Genomic DNA, 19,376 nt, shown 5'->3' with positions numbered 1-19,376 from the left:
GCAACTCCCGGCATTTCGGAAATGGTTAATCTCTCGCAAACGTCTCGCGATAGCCCGCCATGACGCCCTCGACCATCGCTGTCTGCGAGAAATGCATGAGGATGCGCTCGCGTAGCGCTTTTGCGCGTGCGGCGGCGGCCGCAGGGTCATTTAACGCGGCCTCAATGGCGTCAGCCAAGGCAGTGACGACGCCGGGGGGAAACAGCGCGTCGGTATACGAGTCGAAAATTTCCGGGATGCCACCGACCTTCGCCGCGATCATGGGAACAGCTGCCGCCGCCGCTTCGATCACCACATAGGGCATGGAGTCGCCGCGCGAGGGCACGATCAGCAAGCGGCCTTTGGAGAATCCATAGCGCGCCTTGACGTGTCCAATGAAGCGGACCGTCTCTTCAAGATCAAGGCGCTGGACCTGGGCTTTCAGCGCTCCTGTTTCCTCGCCATCCCCTGCGAGCGTGAGCGTGAGGCGTTTACCGCGCTCCCGCAAAAGCGCCACCGCCTCGATCAGCAGGTCGGCGCCCTTGATATGTCTGAACTCGCCGACATAGATGACGTCGGTCGCATCCTCGGCCAGAGTAACGGGATCGAATTCGCCGGCCGTTACGCCGTTGAAGACGCATTTCACCAGTCCGGCCGGGATGCCGACGATGCGCTGATAGGTATTCCGCGCGAATGCGCTCTCGAACAGGAACAGGTCGGTGCGATTCATCAGCGCGCGTTCGAGACGACTGTAAAACATTCCCTTCATTGTCGTCGGCGGGAAGTGCAGGGATCCGCCGTGCGGCGTGTAGACACGGATTACGCCTTTCGAGGGACCCTTCAGCCGCACGAAGGCGCCGGCCTTGGCGCCGTGTCCGTGAAGGACATTCGGCTTAAGCTTTCGCACCAGCGCGGTGAATTTCATCCATGCAAACAAATCGCCAGGATGAGGGTTCCGGCGGATCGGAATACGGTGGATCCCGAGTTTCATTCGGGGGGCGATCTCTGCGAGAGCAGCAGCCGCGCGTTCCCCGCCGGTGAGGCTGTCGGTGACGATGCCGACGAGGTGTCCTCGATCGGCCTGTCCGTTCGCGACATCGAGAATATGTCGGATGATCCCGCCGACCGGCGCGCGCACGGCATGAAGGATGCGGAGCGGTCGGTCGAGCGGCGGCGCCATGGGTCAGAACCAGCGTTCGTCGACGAGGACGGTGTCGCCGGGGCTGAGCTGCGTAGCGGTGGGAACGATGAGGCGGACGGTGCCACGGGCATCGGTGTGGGTGATGGTGACGAGGTCGCGTCTGGCGCGTGGCGAGAAACCGCCGGCGATGGCGACGGCGCTTTCGACCGTCATGTTGGGCACGAACGGATATTGGCCGGGAGCCGCCACCTCGCCGAGAATGAAGAACGGCCGATAGGCCTCGACCTCAGCGGCGACGTAGGGCTGGCGAATGTAGCCCTTGCGCAGCCGCGCGGCGATGGCGGCGGACAGTTCCGCCGGCGTGCGGCCGCGCGCAGTGACAGCGCCGATCAGCGGCATGGTGATGTTGCCGCCGGCATCGACCAGATAGGTATTGGTGAGACCCTCCTGGCCGTAGACCACGATGCGCAGCCGGTCGCCAGCACCGAGCCGATAGGCGGCATCATGCACAAGAAGGGGTGGCGGCGCGGCAGCGTAGACCACCGGCGTAGCGGCGCTGGCGAAGGCTGGCGTATGCCACAGGCCACGGCGAGGGACCGGCGGCGGCGCGAGCGCCATCCGTCCTCCGTAGGCCAGCGCATCGAGATCGTTATGCGGGCGAACCATCGCCACCGGCGCCGGTTGCCGCATGCATCCCGATAACGCCAGCGCGCTCAGCAGGCACAAGGTGACGGCACGCACGTTTCGCATCAGGCATCCATGAAAAATATCAAATTGATTAAAGGCTTTTGTGGTTAATAAACCGTAAGCGAGGGTCCTCGCGACGCATTGGTCGGATTCTCCCGGCGCGCGGGGTTAACTCGGCGGAAACTATAATCGACTGTAATCGTCCCGTTCGGCTGAGCGGTCCTATTCAAAGCTCCAACATTTGCCTCCGGTTCAGCGGGCCGATGTCAGGTTCACCCGAAGCGCTTGAGCGTCCAGCGGGAGTAAGCAATGCGATTTGCGTTCTGGCGTGCCGTCAAGAACAAGATGTCGGATCTCGGGACTAAATCCGAAGCGATGGTATCCGCGCCAGTTCCTGCGGCGTCCGAAACTCTGCCCGATCCGGAGTTCAGTGACCTTGATCTGCGCTCCATCTGGCGGGTGCTGCTGCGCAAAAAGCGCTTGATCATCATCCCGACGCTTCTCGCCTTCGCGCTTTCGCTTCTCATCGTCAATCTGATCACGCCCAGATACAAGTCCGAAGCCCGCATCCTGATCGATGGACGTGAAAATGTTTTCTTGCGCCCGAGCGGCGAGCGGAACGACGAACGCAACGCGCTTGATCCGGAAGCTGTCGCCAGCCAGGTTCAACTGGTGCTGTCACGCGACCTTGCCCGCGAGGTTATCAAAAAGAACGGGCTTGCGGAGAATCCGGAATTCGATCCGGTATTGCGTGGCGTGTCGCCGATCAAATCGCTGCTTGCGCTGTTCGGAATCGGCCGCGACCCGCTTCGGATGACGCCGGAGGAGCGCGTTCTGGATGCCTACTACGACCGGTTGACTGCCTACGCCGTCGACAAATCCCGCGTGATCGTCATTGAGTTCCAATCATACGATCCGGAACTCGCAGCCCAGATCGCGAATTCGATTGCGGACGGCTATCTTATCCTGCAACTGAACGCTCGTCAGGAGCAGGCGAAGGCCGCAGGACAATGGTTGTCCGGAGAGATCGACAACCTGCGCAAAAAGGTCGCCGATGCCGAGGCGCGGGTGGAAGATTTCCGGTCGAAATCCAGCCTTTTCATCGGCACCAACAACACGTCGCTATCCAACCAGCAACTGGGTGAACTCAATACTCAGCTGAACAACGCGCGTGCGCTCAAGTCCGACGCGGAATCGAAAGCACGACTGATCCGCGGGATGCTTGAGAGCGGTAGACCGATCGAAGCCTCGGAAGTTCTCAATTCGGAACTGATCCGCCGCCTTTCCGAACAGCGCGTAACGTTGCGCGCGCAACTGGCGGAGCAGTCGTCAACCCTGCTCGACCGGCATCCGCGGATCAGGGAACTCAAGGCCCAGCTCGCGGATCTCGATCGCCAGTTGCGCGAGGAGGCAGGCAAGATTTCGCGGTCTCTGGAAAACGACGCCCGTATCGCCAGCGGCCGGGTCGAAAGTCTCAGCAACAGTCTTGATCAGTTGAAGAAGCTGGCGACGTCCTCCAACGGCGACGACGTCAAGCTGCGTGCGCTGGAGCGCGAAGCCAGGGCGCAGCGCGATTTGTTGGAATCCTATCTCGCAAAGTATCGCGAAGCCACCACGCGCGAAAACATCGATGCGGCGCCGTCCGATGGCCGCATCATCTCGCGCGCCATCGTCTCAAACACGCCAGCCTATCCGAAGAAGTTGCCCATCGTCCTGATTGCGACGCTGGCGACCCTGATGCTGACCGCCGGGATCATCGCGACCGGCGAGCTGCTGCGCATCACTTCGCCGCGGGGGCAGGCTGCAGTTCGTCCTGCTACGCAGGGGTTAGGGGAGTTCCGGATTGATTCCGCGCCAGCCGCGGATCTGGTAGGGATTGATCGTCTCGCTAGCGATTTGCGAGCGGCGGGCAAAGCGGCGCGCAAGATTACGGTCATGGGCGCCGGCCAGAACGAGAGCATCATGCTCGCGTCGCTCGGGCTTGCGCGACTATTAGCCGATGGTGCCAAAGTCGTCCTGGTCGACCTGTCGCCGTCATCGTCGACGCTGTCGGCGACTTCGGTCGATGCGGCGGCGCCAGGGCTGGCCGACCTGATGCGGGGCGAGGCATCTTTCGGAGAGGTCATTACCCGCGACCGGCTCTCGCAGCTCCATCTTGTCGGCGCTGGACGTTTTGACGCCGATCGCTCGCTGCTGCAATCGCCGCGTCTCGCACTTGCACTCGATGCCCTGTTGCGCGTCTACGATCATGTGCTGCTCGTCGCAGGCACCGCCACCGACCTCCCGGCGAAGCTCCTGACGGAGCAGGCGCGCGCCATCGTCATTCCCGACCCGTCGATGAACGCCGATGCGCGGACGCGGATGAGCAGCCAACTCAAGGCTGTCGGCTTTACGATCGTGACGATGCTCGATCCGGCATCGCCACGCTCGGGCGTCCAGGCCGGACCTCGCGAGGCGGCTTGATCGTTCGCCGGTGCGGGGCGTCAGCGATGCATTATCCCGCGCAACATCTGAGCCGATCGCTTCAGCGCCGGCGTCTGCTTCACGAAGCGTTTGGCGCGCGCCAGCGATGACATGCCAATGGCGGCCATTCTGCCGCGCGCGGTGAGCGGCAGGTAGCTGTCGAAGATTGGTTCGTCGCTTTTGCAGAACAGGCGCTTGTAATCGTCCGATCCGATTCCGAGATCGAGCGAGGTGTATCCGCACTCAGCATAGTGATCGATGATATTGCGCATCAGGATCAGGCCGGGACTGTAGCGGGCGTTTTCCGACATGGTGTAGGTGTTGAACATCATCGAGAAGCGGTGTCCGTCCGCGACGCCGGCGAAGATCGCGATCACCTCGGCGTCGCATTCGAGGCCGTGGATCTCGATGGCGCGCCCGCCACCCGTCAGAGGTGTCAGGCAGGCCGTGCGCAGGAAATCCTCGACGCCCGCCTCGGCGAACACGTTCGGAAGCTTCTGCTCGGCCATCCGCAGCGGCTTGACCGTGAAGAACGCATCGCACATCCGTTTGATCTCGGCGTCCGTCGACGCCACGCGATAGCGATAGCCGGGCAGTGGTTCGAGTTTGCGTTCCTTGCCCTTGAGCCGGCGTCGAAACGAGTTGCTGATGCGCTCCGACGGCGGGGCGCCCGGCGACAATATCATCAACGGACAGCCATTGGCCGAGGGCTGGTTCGGCAAGAGCGCCATTGGATTTTGGAGATCGCGCCAGCGCCGCGGCTGCCGTGTAAATGCCAGCACGTCGATTCTGGTCGGAAGTCCCCTGATTCCCTGAATCAGCGCATCGAGATCTGCACGCGTAGCGGAGGCCGCGAATTCCCGCTGCCAGAGCGCCATGTTGAAGGTGGTATGCTTGCCGCCCATGAACCGTGCGACACGGACGCCACTTTCCATGCCGATTACGAGCGGGAGCAGCAGCAGCGGCTGTTGCTGAGCGTCGCAGGCGACGATAATGCCGGGCAGAAGTTGTTGGTTGGTTTCGATGTGCCGCTGCCAGGCGGACAGGAAGTCAAATCGCTGATAGGGAGTCGAAAGCTGCGTCGCTTCGAGGTTACGCCAGATCAGCTCGGCTTCGCGCAGATCCTGAAGGATTTCGAGATGCGCGATGCGCCGTTCGCCTGATCGCACCTGTGACTTCGCGGTCGGACCTTCGATCAGAGCCGCCATGGTCATTACTGAGCCTGTTATCAACTTTTTGTTAGCTTTTTGATCTGTCGGACTTTCGCACAAAAAATCTCAACAAAGAGTAATGGCAACATGTGAGCGACGAGAAGGCGGTTCGCGAAGGCATTCGCGTCGAAGTCGAGTGAGCAGAAAGGTTCGGATCGCAGGCTTGCGTTCGCGCCTGGAAACGACGACCGGCGCTTCACGCGTCGGGTTTCGCCATCCAACTCACGATCGGCATAGCCGGCAAGACCCAGCCAAGTCCGGCGACGACATAGAAGATCGCCTGGTAGAAGCCGGACGCCGCCAGCCACGGCGTTTGTGCAACCGTCATGCCCAGCAGCGACCAGACGACGACCAGCACCAGCAAAGCGATCGTGCCGAGGAACTTTCGAGTGCGTATCCGCATACCCTAAAATGCAACTCTTGACCGGGACGAGGCTTGCGCCGGGGCTGCGGTGGACTATAAAGGGCACGAAAAATACCTTCAACCGCGGCTTTTTCGATGACCCGTCCGATCGCACAAAAGGAATCCCATCTGCGCGCCGTGCGCGGGTGGCTGATGTTCGTGGCGCTGCTGATTGCCGCGATGGTCCTGGTCGGAGGCGCGACGCGGCTGACCGAATCTGGCCTCTCGATCGTCGAGTGGAAACCGGTGACCGGCACCTTGCCGCCGCTCACGCAGGGGGAGTGGTCCCAGGCCTTCGAGGGCTACAAGAAGATACCGCAGTATAGCGAGATGAACGCGGGCATGACGCTCGACCAGTTCAAGACGATTTTCTGGTGGGAGTGGAGCCATCGTCTGCTGGGACGCTTTATCGGTGTCGCGTTCCTGCTGCCGTTTCTCTGGTTCATGTGGCGTGGCGCGCTGCCGTCGGATTTGAAGCGGCGGCTCTGGATCATCTTCGGTCTCGGCGGGCTTCAGGGTGCGGTCGGCTGGTGGATGGTCGCATCCGGTCTCACCCAGCGCGTCGAGGTTTCGCAGTATCGTCTCGCGACGCACCTCGTGCTGGCGCTGTTGATTTTCTCGGCGATCGTCTGGACCCTGCGGCGGTTGTCGGATCGGCCGCCGGCGTTGTCGTCAATGCGCTTGCGCGTAACCAGCGGCGTTCTGCTGGCGCTGGTGTTTGTGCAACTCTACTTCGGGGCGCTGGTTGCCGGGCTGCGGGCAGGGCGAGTCTTCAACACCTGGCCGGACATTGACGGATCATTCATTCCGTCTGCGGCCCGACTGTTTTTCGAGCAGCCATGGTGGCGTAATCTGTTCGACAATACGCTTACGGTTCAATTCCAGCATCGCATGATGGCGTATACGCTGTTTGCGATTGCTGTTTTGCATGCGATCGATGCGATTGTGTCGCGGGCAGGCGCCGGAGTCGTTCGCGGGGCGCTCTGGCTTGCGGCCGCAATGACGCTACAGGCAACGCTTGGAATCCTCACCCTCCTGTATGAAGTTCCTATCGTGCTTGCGCTGGTCCATCAGGGAGTTGCGATCCTGGTGCTGACGCTTGCGGTCGTTCAGGCGGAACGACTGACGGCTGGCAATACAGTGCTGGAACGGCAACGGCTGCGCGTCGCGGCATGATGGCGAAATCATAAGTCAGGTTCGATACGCCGGAACGTCAGCCATTCGGCCGACGCGAGCCATGATCGGGGCGAGGAATGGCGAGATCTGGCAATCTGTCGGTCCTGCTCATCACGACCTGGGCCTTTACCGTCTGTTTCGCGGTCTGGATGATGTTCGGTGTGGTCGGCATTCCGATCCGCGAACAGCTTGGGCTCGGTTCGACCGAGTTCGGTCTCCTCACGGCGACGCCCGTCCTCACCGGCGCGATCTTTCGTTTGCCGCTGGGTATTTGGACCGACCGCTTCGGCGGACGGATCATCATGCTGCTGTTACTGGTCGCCTGCGCGGTCCCGCTCTGGCTTGCCGCCTATGCGACCGCGCTCTGGCAGTTTCTGCTGCTCGGACTGGCGCTCGGCCTCGTCGGCGCCTCGTTTTCGGTCGGCACGCCTTACATCGCGCGTTTCTTTCCCAAGGAGAGCCGCGGTTTCGCGATGGGCTTCTTCGGTGCGGGAACGGTCGGTGCGGCGCTCAACATGTTCGTCGCGCCCTGGTTGATCACGGCCCATGGCTGGCAGACGGTGCCCAAGGTCTATGCCGTCGCGCTGCTGGTCACGGCGCTTTTGTTCTGGATGTTGTCCAAGCCTGATCCCGGCGTCGGCGGTCAGGTGCCGTCGATGTGGCAGCAACTGTCGGTGCTGCGCGATCCCCGGGTCTGGAAATACTGCCAGTACTACTCGATCGTATTCGGCGGCTTCACCGCGCTGTCGATCTGGATGCCGCAATACTTCAAGACCGAGTACGGCTTCACCATCGCGCAGGCGTCGCTGCTCGCCGCCTGCTTCTCGCTCCCCGGTGGCGCTTTCCGCGCTTTCGGTGGCTGGCTGTCGGATCGCTTCGGCGCCCACAACGTGACGTGGTGGGTGCTGTGGGTCGCCTGGGTCTGCCTGTTCCTGCTGTCTTACCCCAAAACCGATCTGATCGTGCACACGATCCGCGACCCGCTGAGCTTCCGCATCGCCCTGCCGTCGTGGTTTTTTACAATGCTGCTGTTCACGCTCGGTATCGTCTTTGCCTGCGGCATGGCTTCGACGTTCAAGTACATCGGCGACGATTTCCCTGACAGCATGGGCGCAGTGTCCGGCATCGTCGGCATGGCGGGCGGTCTGGGCGGCTTTCTGTTGCCGATCATATTCGGAGCGATCCTGGACCTGCTTGGTGTGAACTCGAGCTGCTTCATGCTGCTTTACGGCATCGTCTGGGTGTCGCTGACCCTCAACTATCTGACGGAAGTCAGGCGAGCGCCGGTCATGGGCGAACAAATTCGATCGCCTGCGGCAAAGTAGTCGCGTCAGGCTCGGGCTGTCGTCGTTGCATGAAGCGGGCGATATTCAGTCCAATCGTCATGCCCGGCTTGATGCCGGGCATTCACGTCTTTCCGGAAATGCCGCACACAGGACCTGGATGTCCGGGACGAAGTCCGCCATGACTCGTGGCGAACTTATCGTTGATGCATTTCGTTCTACGCCATGGCCTGATCGAGGTCGGCCATCAGGTCCTCTTTGTCCTCGATGCCGATCGCCAGACGAACAATATCGGGGTCGGCGCCGGCTTTGATCTTCGCCGTATCGTCGAGCTGGCTGTGCGTGGTCGATGCCGGATGGATCACGAGTGATCGGGTATCGCCGATATTAGCGAGGTGTGAGAACAGCTTGAGCTTCGACACCAGCTTGACGCCGGCATCGTATCCGCCCTTCAGGCTGAACGTGAACACCGCGCCCGCGCCCTTCGGTGAATATTTGCGGGCGAGGGCGTTGTACTTGTCGCCGGGCAAGCCGGCGTAGTTGACGGCTGCGACCGCGGGATGGGTCGCCAGCCATTCGGCGATCGCCTGGGTGTTCTCGCAATGCTTCTGCATTCGCAGCGGCAGTGTCTCGATGCCCGTCAGGATCATGAACGCGTTGAACGGCGACAAGGCCGATCCGAGATCGCGCAGGCCAAGCGCGCGGCAGGCAATCGCGAATGCGAAATTGCCGAACGTCTCCTGTAATCGGATTCCATGATACTCCGGGCGCGGCTCGCTCAGAATCGGATACTTGTTGTCTTTCGACCAGTCGAACGTGCCCGCATCGACGATGATGCCGCCGAGCGAGTTGCCGTGGCCGCCGAGGAATTTCGTGAGCGAGTGAAGCACGATATCGGCGCCGTGCTTTATCGGCTGAATGAGATAGGGGCTCGCCATCGTATTATCGACGATCAGGGGAACGCCCGCCTTGCGCGCGATCGCGGCGACCGCTTCGATGTCGGTGACGGCTCCCCTGGGATTGGCGACCGATTCGATGAAGATCGCCCGTGTTCGTGGCGTCACCGCCTGCTCGAAGGTGGCGACATCGTCCGGGTCCGCCCACGCCACGTTCCAGCCGAAGCTCTTGAAAGCGTGCGTGAACTGATTGATCGTCCCGCCATAGAGCTTGCGGGCGGCAATGACCTCATCGCCGGGTTTCATGAGCTGCTGAAGCGCGATGACCTGCGCGGCATGTCCCGACGCCACCGCGAGCGCCGCAGTGCCGCCTTCGAGCGCGGCGACACGCTCTTCCAGCACCGCGTTGGTCGGATTGCCGATCCGGGTATAGATGTTGCCGAACGCCTGCAATCCGAACAGTGAAGCCGCGTGGTCGGCGTCGTTGAACACGAAGGAGGTAGTCTGATAGATCGGCGTCGCGCGCGCGCCGGTGGTCGGATCGGGCTTGGCGCCGGCGTGGACGGCAAGCGTTGCGAAGCCCGGAGTGCGATCGGTCATCTCGTGTCCTGTCTGCTCGGTCGTAATGTGACGCCGATGCTGATGGGATCGCGCGTTGACGTCAAGGCGCTGCCAGATAACGCTCGCTGTTTCCGCGTGCGTCGCCACGGTCGCCACGATGCTTTAGCTTGACCGCCGGGCCGACCCTTGCCTGTTCTGCTGAAAGTCCCGCGGATATGTTGTCGTCGAGGCGTGGCGAGACATCTCGCTGATCCAAAGGCTGATCAATCGATCATCGGATTTCACGTCGGCTTGCCCCAGCAAACGGCTGTTCAATCCCAATCGCTCACAGGGACTATTCCATTCCGACTACTTGAAGATTTCGAAGGTAATATGGAACCATTTTCATAAGATGATGATAAATACATAGAAATACATTCTGAATGGCGTTGACTGGGGAAGGCCGGGTCTCTAGAAACCTCACCGGTTCGGTGCGTGGGCGCCGAGGTTTTTTCACGGATCTCTCACATGAAAACGTTCTCGGCGAAGCCCGCCGAAGTGACGAAGAAGTGGGTGCTGATCGACGCCAGTGGACTGGTGGTCGGGCGGCTCGCCACCCTCGTTGCGATGCGGCTGCGCGGCAAGCATCTGCCGACCTATACCCCGCACGTCGATTGCGGCGATAATGTCATCATCATCAATGCCGCGAAGGTGGTTTTCACCGGCCGCAAGCGTGACGACAAGGTCTATTACAATCACACCGGATACATCGGCGGCATCAAGCAGCGCACGGCGAAGTCTATTCTTGAGGGGCGCTTTCCGGAACGCGTCATCGAGAAGGCCGTGGAGCGCATGATCCCGCGCGGCCCGCTGGGACGCGTGCAACTCGGTAATCTCAGGGTCTATGCCGGCGCGGAGCATCCGCACGAGGCGCAGCAGCCGGAAGTCATCAACGTCGGTGCGATGAATCGCAAGAACATGAGGGCCGCATAATCATGGCCGATACTATCCAGTCTCTCGACCAGTTGTCCGCGTTGAAGCCGGTCGAGTCGGAAGCGCCGACGCACACCAAGAAAGTCGACAAGTACGGCCGTGCCTACGCCACCGGCAAGCGCAAGGATGCGGTTGCCCGCGTCTGGATCAAGCCGGGCGCCGGCAAAATTCTCGTCAACGCCCGCGAAGTCGACATTTATTTCGCGCGTCCCGTGCTGCGGATGATGATTCAGCAGCCGCTTGTTGCCGCGGCGCGCGCCGGTCAATATGACGTGGTCTGCACCGTCGCCGGCGGCGGCCTGTCCGGCCAGGCGGGAGCAGTTCGTCACGGCCTGTCCAAGGCATTGACAAACTTCGAGCCCGAATTGCGTGGCGTGCTCAAGAAGGGCGGCTTCCTGACCCGGGATTCCCGCGTGGTCGAGCGTAAGAAGTACGGCAAGGCGAAAGCCCGTCGTTCGTTCCAGTTCTCGAAGCGTTGATTTGTGGATTCGACCTTCGCCGCAGCCGGCGGCGAAGGTCGAGTTCGAACTTCCGAACTCTCGCTCGATTTTTCCCGACAGAGCAGGGGGCTATGGAAGATTTCTGCAGAAATCTGTTACCTTTGCAGAATGTATCCGGCTTCGCTGCCGTCGTGGAAAAGAACCGGCGTCGTCCCGCGCCTGTCCGGTCTGATGCGCTGTGCATTGACTGCGATTCTGGTGGCGCCTGGTTTGACCTTTTCGAAAGTGTGCGCGGAGACGGCGGCTACCCCCCAGCCTGCCGCCAAGTCGGATAAGGCAGACAAGACAGACAAGTCCGATAAGGTCGATCACGACACACGCGAAGCAATTTGCCTGATGGTCGAGTCCGCGGCAAAGGCCGAGAGCTTGCCACTGGAGTTTTTCGCGCGCGTGATCTGGCAGGAGAGCCGGTTTCAGCCCGACGCGGTGGGACCGTTGACGCGCAGCGGTCAGCACGCGCAGGGCATCGCGCAATTCATGCCTGGGACGGCCAATGAGCGACGGCTGCTTGATCCGTTCGATCCGGTGCAGGCCCTGCCGAAGTCGGCGGAATATCTGAATGAGCTGCGCGGTCGCTTCGGCAACCTTGGACTGGCGGCCGCGGCCTATAACGCCGGCCCCCGCCGTTTGCAGGACTGGCTTGACGGCAAGGGATCAATGCCGGCGGAGACGCGCAACTATGTTGTCGCGATCACGGGATCGCCTGTCGAGGACTGGGCGGCGGCCGGCAAGAGCGGCAAACTGCCGGCCCATTCAAGCGCGACGGGCTGCCGTGAATTGATTGCGCTGTTGAAGCGCGCCCCCAATCCCTTTGTTGCCGGGCTCGAACAGCACGTCAAGTTGGGGGCGGACAAGCCGTGGGGCGTGCAGCTCGCGGGCGGCTTCAACCGCACCGGCGTCATGGCGATGTATGCACGAGCCATCCGGCGGCTCGGTGCTGTGATCGGCGACCGCGATCCAAGTCTGTTGGGCTCGATATGGCGCAGCCGCGGCACACGAACATTCTATCAGGTGCGGATCGGCGCCGATTCGCGTACGGAGGCGAACGTTCTCTGCAACCGGATTCGGCGCGCCGGTGGCGCTTGCCTGGTGCTGCGAAACCCGCGCGTGAAAGGATAGAATGACAAGGCGGTGGCTTGTTGCGGCCTGCGCAAGCTGTTTCTAATGCGGCGGGTAACTCGCCCGGATCAGGAAAAGAGGGCCGACGGCAATGGCGCGAGAAAACGAAGTCCGGGCGGGAGAGGTCGCGGTCGAGCCACCGCCGCCAACGGATGCCGGCCTGGTATTCGTCGGTCGCGTTCGAACACCCTGGACAAGCCGTTCAGAGACGCCGCGTCAAGGGCAGCCTGACGGACCGGTTTGCCGCCTCGAGATTTTCGATCCATGGAAGCAGGCATTGCAGGGGCTCGAAAGGTACGAGAACATCGAGGTGATTTACTGGCTTCACCTGTCGCGTCGAGACATCGTGCTGCAGGTTCCCAAAAGCAGCGGCACTTCTCATGGAACCTTTTCGCTTCGGTCCCCGGTGCGACCCAATCCGATCGGAACGTCGATCGTGAAGCTGGTGGGTATCGAGGGCTCCACGGTGCTGGTGCGCGGACTGGACTGCCTCGACGATACCCCGCTGCTCGACATCAAGCCGATCCGCTGCCAGTTTGCGTCAGCCCCGAAGGGCGATGCCGAAACCGGCTGAACGCTGCCGCCAGAGTCTGTTTCCAACTGCGTTGAATCCGACTCGTCACTTATCTGAAGCGAAATGCTCTGTCGCCGCGTCAAGCGACGCCGTCTCCGGTCTTGCGAAATGGGCCGGCCTCCGTAAGCTCGCGGGCGGCCTCGGCGACATATTGACGTTCCCGGTTGAGATAGTCACCCACCGCGCGGCGCAGCCCCGGATCGGCGATGTAGTGCGCCGAATAGGTGGTCTGCGGAAGATAACCGCGCGCGATCTTGTGCTCGCCCTGCGCGCCGGCCTCCACGGTTTTCAGGCGATGACGGATCGCAAAATCGATCGCCTGATAATAACAAACCTCGAAATGCAGAAAAGGATGATGCTCGATGGCGCCCCAGTGCCGTCCGAACAACGTCTCTGAGCCGATGAAGTTGATGGCGCCCGCGATCCAGCGGCCATTACGCCGGGCCATGATCAGAGCGATGTTCCGGTCCATGCTTTCCCCGATCAGGGAGTAGAACGATCGGGTCAAATAGGGTCGCCCCCACTTGCGCGAGCCCGTTTCCATATAGAACTGAAAGAAGGTGTCCCAGATTTCCTCTGTGAGATCGCTGCCGGTGAGGACATGGATGGTGATGCCGTTGGCCAGCGCATCGCGACGTTCGCGGCGGATCGCCTTGCGGTGTCGTGAGTTGAGGCTGGCGAGAAAGTCTTCGAAGCTGGAATAGCCGTCGTTCCGCCAATGAAACTGCTGGTCGGTGCGCTGAAGGAATCCGTTCTCCGCGAGAAACGCCCATTCGTCCTTGCAGGCAAAAGTGACGTGGACCGATGACGCATGGGTTGCGTTACACAAGCCGACGAGGCCCCCCGTCAGCGCGGCGCGGATATCCGCTTCGCGCTCGCCGGGGCGGATCAGAAGCCGCGGGCCGGTGGCCGGCGTGAACGGAACCGAGGCCAGGAGCTTCGGGTAATAGCGTCCACCGGCGCTTTCGTAGGCATTCGCCCAGCCGTGATCAAAGACGTATTCGCCGTGCGAGTGGGACTTCAGATAGCAAGGAACGATGCCAACGATCACTCCATTCTGGCGCGCGATCAAATGGCGCGGTCCCCAACCGGTTCGGGAGCAGGCTGAATTCGACGCTTCAAGAGCTAAGAAAAAGGCATGTGAAACAAATGGATTGTTTGCTCCTTTTGAACTTGAAAATGAATTCTGAGGGGGCGCGGAGATCGCGCTCTCGGGCGTTCCGCGAGGAACGGGCGATGGGTTGGCGCAAGCGTCCCAGTCCGCAGCCGGAATTTCGCTGACGGATCCAATGGCTTCGAGCGATATTTCAGATGACGGCTCAGGTGATGACATCGAGGGGTTGAACCGATCCCGGCCTATGTTCGGTCCTTACGCGATAACCTGCGCAGGGTCCTGAATTATTTCGAACCCAGCCACGCCAGAGTTGGACATGATGCCGGCAACGTCAAGGTTCGCGAGATCATATGTTCTGGTGGAAACCTTCGAAGATCATCTGATCGGCGTATCTTTGCGCACGGGCGCGCTGTTCCGCAGTGCGCACCGTCCATGCGAGAAGGGGGCATCTGAAAATGTTTCTTGCGATCCAAGGCGCCAAGGCTGGAAGTTCGTTCACGTTATAAGCGACAAAATGCGGCCGGGTGCGGAAGGCGTGACGCAGATGGGTCATCGCGGCGCGCTGGAGCGAAGTCGTTTTCGGCCAGTCGGCCTCCGCGTAATGGCGCTCGGCGACAATGCCGCGCGGGCGCGACGGCATCAATTCGCGCATCGCCATGACCTGATCCGGGTCGAACGACATGCCGGCTGCCGGCCCGTCATAGCCGGTCAGCACGTCCGCCATGCGCTTCACCAGCCGTGTATTGCTATCGAAATGACTTTTGACCTCGATCAACAGCGGCGCACGCCCAGCGACCAGCGCGCAGAGTTCCGCGAGCGACATCATTCTTTCTGACGTGTTCTTGAAAACGACCCGCTTCAGCTCGGCCACGGTCTGGGTCCGCAAGGCTCCCGATCCTTCAGTCAGCCGGCCGAGTTCATCGTCATGGTGGACCATGGCTTCACCATCGGCGGTAAGCTGGATGTCCACCTCGATGCTGAAGTTGCCGGCGATGGCCGCCCGGATCGCCTCAGGCATGTTCTCTATGATGCCGCGAGCGCGGTCATGCAGGCCGCGGTGAGCGATCGGACGTGCTGTGAGCCAGTCGGGCGCACGCATCGCAGTCAGGCAACTTCGAACAGACCTTCGATTTCGACCGCGGCATCCGCGGGAAGGGAGGCCACGCCGACGGTGCTGCGCGAATGGCGGCCCTTGTCGCCGAATGCTGCAACCATCAGATCCGAAGCGCCGTTCAACACCTTGGGTCCATCGGCGAAATCGGGAGTGGAGTTGACGAAGCCGCCTAGCCTGACGACGCGGACGACCTTGTCGAGATCGCCGAGCGCGGCTTTGACCTGCGCCAGCAGATTGAGAGCGCAGCCGCACGCAGCGGCGCTGCCCTCTTCAACGGTAACGCCTGCGCCCAGTTTGCCCTTCGCGATCAGGTTACCCTCGGGATCGAGGCAGAGCTGTCCGGATACGAACAGCAGGTTACCGGTCCGGACGAAGCCGACGTAATTCGCCACGGGCGATGCGGGTTCATGCAGTGTGATGCCCTGCGCGGCCAGTTTCTGTTCAATCGCCCCTGCCATGGTCAGCCCCCCGTAATGGATGTTCCGCTCGAAATCCGTTGAGAATTCTATCTCGCTTATCGCCGTACGACATGCAACCCGATGCCGGGTTCGAGCCGAATCCCGAACTCCCTGCCGGAGAATCAAACTTTCAGGATAGAGCAACAAATCGCAAGTATGTGACTGCATCTCTCCAGTTGCAGCGCAATGGAGCGGTGATATGGTCGGATTCGATCCATCGAGAGACAATATGCGCCATCATTTCCATGGTTCCGCCCGGCGGCTTTGGCCCTGGTTTCTGACGGCGATTATATCCGCTGCGTCCGTGCAGGCGCCCGCTAGTGCCGCGCACGCCGCTGCCGGCGTTTCATTTCTATCCCACCAGGCTCTGTATAATTTGAGCCTGGTGAAGTCTCGCGGCAGCACGTCTCTGGACAGTGCCCGCGGACGAATCTTTTACAGGTTTTCCGGAAACGTCTGTGAGGGCTATACGTCCGATTTCAGGCAAGTTTCAGAAATGAACAACGGCGAAGGCAAGACCACGCTGAGCGATATGCAATCCACGAGCTGGGAAGACGCGGAGGGCAAGACCTACCGTTTCAAGATTATGACCCGCATGGACGAGAGCGGTCAGAGCGAGGTTGACGGAGTCGCCGAACGCAACGGTGACAAAATTACCGTGAAATTGAAACGGCCGGTCGCCAAAACCTTTACCGTCGACGGCAAGGCGGTGTTTCCGACCGAACAGATCCGGCGAATCATCGCGGCCGCAAAAGAAGGAAAGTCGTTGCTGGAGCTAACCGTGTATGACGGATCCGACAACGGCCAGAAAGTCTACAACACGTTTTCGGTTATCGGAAAACCCATTCGGGGAGAGGGAACGGCATCGTCGTCCGATCCATCGACCGCCAATAATCAGATGAAGGCCCTGACGCGATGGCCCGTCACTGTCAGCTACTACGAACGCGACGCTGCACATACCAACGGTGAGCAGACCCCGAACTACGCCATGTCTTTCGAGCTCTTCGAGGATGGCGTCTCGCGGGCGCTGGTGCTCGACTACAATGACTTCGTGATTTCCGGGAAGATGGACAAGTTCGATATCAGCGATGTCAGGAGCGCCAAGCCCTGCAAGTAATGTCAGGCAAAAAAGCACCTCCCGGCATTCTGATCGGGAGCCAGTCCACGTTGGGGAATATGAGCCGGCCATTTTATTGCTGACGTGTTATCACTGACGTGGTTTTTCGGGCCCGTCATAGGCTATGCCCCGGATCACGGCCACGCTTCCGAACTTTTTGCGCAGGTCATCCATTGCCCGTTCGGCATGAGCTGAGCGGAAATCCAGCATATCGGCCTCGTCAGCTTGCGATCCCGACCGGAGCGCGCTGACGCCTATCCCCATCAGGCGGAAGGCTGTGCCATCGATTTCCCTCGCCAGTATTTCGCGGCACGTTGCAAAAATCTTCGACGCGAGCTGCGTCGAAATGGAGATTGATTGCGAACGGGTCCGTTGCCGGAAATCGGCGGTCTTGAGTTTCAGCGTGATGGTCGATCCCGCCAGCTCACTCGCCTTCAGCCGCGAGGAAACTCTCTCCGACAGCCGCCAGAGCAATCGTTCCAGGGTCGCGAAATCGCGGATATCGGATTCGAAGGTGGTCTCGCTCGAAACGGTCTTGGCGCCGCGATCCGCAATCACCCGACGGTCGTCGATACCCCGCGCCAGCCGCCATAAGAGGCCGTTTGGAAAGTCGGTTTGTTGGGCTTTCGCGGCGAGCGGTGTTGTGATTCAAGCTTCGGATGTGGACAGAGCAAAGCCGTGGGCGAATGGCCAAGATCGCCAAGAAGACCAAGCGTTACCCGTCGGACCTGACCGATGAGGAGTGGGAGCAGATCGCGCCGCTGATGCCGGCGCCAGGCCGTCGCGGGCGTCCGCGCGAGGTCGATTTCCGCGAGGTGATCAACGCGGTGCGCTATCTGGTGCGTTCGGGCTGCGGCTGGCGGATGCTGCCGATCCATTTCGGCCCTTGGCAGACCGTTTACGGCTGGTTCCGCGAGTTGGCGCGCCGTTTGCTGTTTCAGACCATCCATGACGTGGCGCTGATGGTTGACCGGGAGCGGGCGGGACGCGAGGCGAGCCCGTCCGCGGCGGTGATTGACAGCCAGTCGGTCAAGGCTCCGCAAGCCGAAACAAGAGGTTATGACGCGGGCAAGAAGATCGTCGGGCGCAAGCGCCACATCGCCGTCGATACCGACGGGCGGCTGCTGATGGTCAATCTGACGACTGCCGACATCTCCGACAGCGCTGGCGCCCAAGCGATCCTCGATGCCATCCGCAAGCGCTGGCCCTGGGTGAAGCACCTGTTCGCGGATGGCGCCTACGACCGGCTCAAACTGATGGACAAGGCCGCCTATCTCGACTTCGTCATCGAGATCATCCGTCGATCCGACGACCAGAAGGGCTTCCAGGTTCTGCCACGCCGATGGGGGGTCGAACGCACCTTCGGTTGGATGACCCGCTGGCGCCGCCTCGTGCGCGACTACGAGAAACGCATCGACATCTCCCACGCTATGATCCTGGTCGCCATGGGCGGCAACCTCATCCGCAGAAACGCCCATCCATGAATTTCAAAACGGACTCTAAGCGGTGGCCCTCCGCAGGAAACTGCTTCATCATTTCGATCTCGTCGGCACGCTGCAGATCGCCGATGGTCCGAAAGCCGCGTTCCGACAGGCGCTGCTGGGTGGCTGGGCCGACGCCGAACATGAAACCTGCCGGCTTGTCCGCGAGCATAATGCGCGCCTCGTCCTGATCAAGCGCCGCGAATCCGCGCGGCTTGTCGAGGTCCGAAGCGATCTTCGCGAGAAACTTGTTGCACGACAGTCCGACCGACACCGTGATGCCGAGTTTGCGTTCGACGTCGGTTGCGAACTTCGCCAGCACCTTGGCTGGAATCATGCCGTGAACCCGCTGGGTGCCGCTGAGGTCGAGGAATGCCTCGTCGATCGACAGCGGTTCGACGAGCGGCGTCAGCGCCTGCATGATCGCGCGCACCTCGCGACCGACCCGCACATATTTCGCCATGTCAGGCGGAATCACGGCTGCGAAGGGACAAAGCGCGAGAGCCTTGAACATCGGCATTGCGGAACGGACGCCGTAGGTTCGGGCGGTATAGCAGGCGGCCAACACCACGCCGCGCCGGCCGCCGCCTACAATGACGGGTTTATCCGCCAGCGCCGGATTGTTCCGCTTCTCGACCGTGGCGTAGAATGCGTCGCAATCGATGTGAGCGATGGCCAGTGTCGGCAATGAGCGGTTTCGCGCCAGCCGGGGCGAGCCGCACGTGCTGCAACGGGTTGACGTAAAGGCGAGATCGTCGAGACAATCCCTGCAGAAGCATAACGGACCGTCTGATGGACCTGTGGTCACGGGAGGTCGCGTTCCTGAAAAGACTCGCCGAGCGCCTGCCTGGCGGCCGCGATCGTGGTCGGATGATGTCCCGAGGACTCCGAAAACGCTTTCACGGTTGCGTCATCGCGCAGCACGAAATCGAGCACGCCGGTAAGAAAATGCGGATCTGAGGCGGAACTGCGCAGAGTCTGCGGACCGATTCCGGTCTCGGCCAGAAACCGGCCTAAAATTTCGGCGTCGTTTGCGACAAACGAAAGAGCCTGAATTGCTACCAATTCAGCTACTTCGCGCGGGTTATACACACGCTTTGTCATCCCGGCCGTTTGCCTTTCCGTAA

18 protein-coding genes and 2 pseudogenes are annotated in these 19,376 nt (G+C 61.2%); 9 read left to right on the top strand and 11 right to left on the bottom strand.

All coding sequences use genetic code 11. The annotated features are described in order from the left end of the window. Positions 1-25: 25 nt before the first annotated feature. Both NB311A_RS15695 and NB311A_RS15690 read right to left on the bottom strand, forming a co-directional pair. Positions 26-1,159, bottom strand: a complete 1,134-nt coding sequence (locus tag NB311A_RS15695) for a glycosyltransferase (protein ID WP_009799471.1) — start codon at positions 1,157-1,159, stop codon at positions 26-28. A 3-nt stretch (positions 1,160-1,162) separates the two neighbouring features. Continuing rightward, complete coding sequence (locus NB311A_RS15690; RefSeq protein WP_009799470.1) at positions 1,163-1,870, bottom strand: polysaccharide biosynthesis/export family protein; 708 nt, start codon at positions 1,868-1,870, stop codon at positions 1,163-1,165. Between the two features lie 246 nt (positions 1,871-2,116). On the opposite strand from NB311A_RS15690, the gene NB311A_RS15685 reads away from it, so the two are divergent. Continuing rightward, on the top strand, positions 2,117-4,270 hold the full coding sequence (locus NB311A_RS15685; protein WP_009799469.1) for an exopolysaccharide transport family protein: 2,154 nt from the start codon (positions 2,117-2,119) through the stop codon (positions 4,268-4,270). A gap of 20 nt (positions 4,271-4,290) precedes the next feature. Here the strand turns inward: NB311A_RS15685 and NB311A_RS15680 are convergent, their stop codons facing one another. Both NB311A_RS15680 and NB311A_RS15675 read right to left on the bottom strand, forming a co-directional pair. Further along, positions 4,291-5,484, bottom strand: coding sequence for a GNAT family N-acetyltransferase (locus NB311A_RS15680; protein ID WP_009799468.1), 1,194 nt, complete (start codon positions 5,482-5,484; stop codon positions 4,291-4,293). A gap of 193 nt (positions 5,485-5,677) precedes the next feature. Continuing rightward, on the bottom strand, positions 5,678-5,884 hold the full coding sequence (locus tag NB311A_RS15675; RefSeq protein WP_009799467.1) for a DUF2842 domain-containing protein: 207 nt from the start codon (positions 5,882-5,884) through the stop codon (positions 5,678-5,680). 96 nt (positions 5,885-5,980) lie between these two features. Here NB311A_RS15675 and NB311A_RS15670 point away from each other — a divergent pair, with 96 nt between their 5' ends. Then, positions 5,981-7,060, top strand: coding sequence for a COX15/CtaA family protein (locus tag NB311A_RS15670; RefSeq protein ID WP_009799466.1), 1,080 nt, complete (start codon positions 5,981-5,983; stop codon positions 7,058-7,060). 77 nt (positions 7,061-7,137) lie between these two features. Then, positions 7,138-8,385, top strand: coding sequence for a nitrate/nitrite transporter (locus NB311A_RS15665; RefSeq protein WP_009799465.1), 1,248 nt, complete (start codon positions 7,138-7,140; stop codon positions 8,383-8,385). A 176-nt stretch (positions 8,386-8,561) separates the two neighbouring features. On the opposite strand, the gene NB311A_RS15660 is transcribed toward NB311A_RS15665, so the two are convergent. After that, on the bottom strand, positions 8,562-9,839 hold the full coding sequence (locus NB311A_RS15660) for an O-acetylhomoserine aminocarboxypropyltransferase (protein WP_009799464.1): 1,278 nt from the start codon (positions 9,837-9,839) through the stop codon (positions 8,562-8,564). 468 nt (positions 9,840-10,307) lie between these two features. On the opposite strand from NB311A_RS15660, the gene rplM reads away from it, so the two are divergent. The 4 genes from rplM (at position 10,308) to tsaA (ending at position 12,965) form a co-directional block, all read left to right on the top strand. Further along, on the top strand, positions 10,308-10,772 hold the full coding sequence (rplM, locus tag NB311A_RS15655) for a 50S ribosomal protein L13 (protein WP_009799463.1): 465 nt from the start codon (positions 10,308-10,310) through the stop codon (positions 10,770-10,772). Between the two features lie 2 nt (positions 10,773-10,774). Next, the gene (gene rpsI, locus NB311A_RS15650) at positions 10,775-11,251 is read left to right on the top strand and encodes a 30S ribosomal protein S9 (protein WP_009799462.1); all 477 of its coding nucleotides are present in this window, start codon (positions 10,775-10,777) and stop codon (positions 11,249-11,251) included. 192 nt (positions 11,252-11,443) lie between these two features. Then, positions 11,444-12,391, top strand: coding sequence for a lytic transglycosylase domain-containing protein (locus NB311A_RS15645; RefSeq protein ID WP_050752135.1), 948 nt, complete (start codon positions 11,444-11,446; stop codon positions 12,389-12,391). Between the two features lie 91 nt (positions 12,392-12,482). Further along, on the top strand, positions 12,483-12,965 hold the full coding sequence (gene tsaA, locus NB311A_RS15640; RefSeq protein ID WP_009799460.1) for a tRNA (N6-threonylcarbamoyladenosine(37)-N6)-methyltransferase TrmO: 483 nt from the start codon (positions 12,483-12,485) through the stop codon (positions 12,963-12,965). A gap of 79 nt (positions 12,966-13,044) precedes the next feature. On the opposite strand, the gene NB311A_RS15635 is transcribed toward tsaA, so the two are convergent. The 3 genes from NB311A_RS15635 to NB311A_RS15625 all read right to left on the bottom strand — a co-directional run bounded on the left by NB311A_RS15635 (position 13,045) and on the right by NB311A_RS15625 (position 15,651). Continuing rightward, positions 13,045-14,298, bottom strand: coding sequence for a GNAT family N-acetyltransferase (locus NB311A_RS15635; protein WP_040675542.1), 1,254 nt, complete (start codon positions 14,296-14,298; stop codon positions 13,045-13,047). Between the two features lie 127 nt (positions 14,299-14,425). After that, positions 14,426-15,178 carry a glycerophosphodiester phosphodiesterase gene (locus NB311A_RS15630; RefSeq protein ID WP_009799458.1) on the bottom strand — a complete coding sequence of 251 codons (753 nt, stop codon included), beginning with the start codon at positions 15,176-15,178 and terminating at the stop codon, positions 14,426-14,428. A gap of 5 nt (positions 15,179-15,183) precedes the next feature. Beyond that, entirely contained in the window at positions 15,184-15,651 is a 468-nt protein-coding gene (locus NB311A_RS15625) for a RidA family protein (protein ID WP_009799457.1), read from the bottom strand. Between the two features lie 229 nt (positions 15,652-15,880). Here NB311A_RS15625 and NB311A_RS15620 point away from each other — a divergent pair, with 229 nt between their 5' ends. Then, the gene (locus NB311A_RS15620; RefSeq protein ID WP_040675624.1) at positions 15,881-16,768 is read left to right on the top strand and encodes a cell envelope integrity EipB family protein; all 888 of its coding nucleotides are present in this window, start codon (positions 15,881-15,883) and stop codon (positions 16,766-16,768) included. 90 nt (positions 16,769-16,858) lie between these two features. On the opposite strand, the pseudogene NB311A_RS15615 reads toward NB311A_RS15620, so the two are convergent. Next, a pseudogene (locus NB311A_RS15615) lies at positions 16,859-17,362 on the bottom strand (DNA polymerase IV); the annotation flags it as partial. Positions 17,363-17,427: 65 nt separating this feature from the next. Between NB311A_RS15615 and NB311A_RS15610 the strand changes: the two are divergent. Further along, on the top strand, positions 17,428-18,252 hold the full coding sequence (locus NB311A_RS15610) for an IS5 family transposase (protein ID WP_083780491.1): 825 nt from the start codon (positions 17,428-17,430) through the stop codon (positions 18,250-18,252). Here NB311A_RS15610 and NB311A_RS15605 read toward each other — a convergent pair. Together NB311A_RS15605 and NB311A_RS15600 are read right to left on the bottom strand one after the other, a co-directional pair. Next, a pseudogene (locus NB311A_RS15605) lies at positions 18,239-19,057 on the bottom strand (DNA polymerase IV); the annotation flags it as partial. The gene NB311A_RS15610 and the pseudogene NB311A_RS15605 sit on opposite strands and share 14 nt — an antisense overlap. Next, complete coding sequence (locus NB311A_RS15600; RefSeq protein WP_009799452.1) at positions 19,054-19,353, bottom strand: DUF3572 domain-containing protein; 300 nt, start codon at positions 19,351-19,353, stop codon at positions 19,054-19,056. The pseudogene NB311A_RS15605 and the gene NB311A_RS15600, both read right to left, overlap by 4 nt. Positions 19,354-19,376: the final 23 nt, after the last annotated feature.

Origin of the sequence: Nitrobacter sp. Nb-311A, from assembly GCF_000152905.1 — a bacterium.
GTDB lineage: Bacteria > Pseudomonadota > Alphaproteobacteria > Rhizobiales > Xanthobacteraceae > Nitrobacter.
The sequence above is the reverse complement of the archived record's forward strand: the minus strand, read 5'-3'. Positions and strand labels throughout refer to the sequence as shown.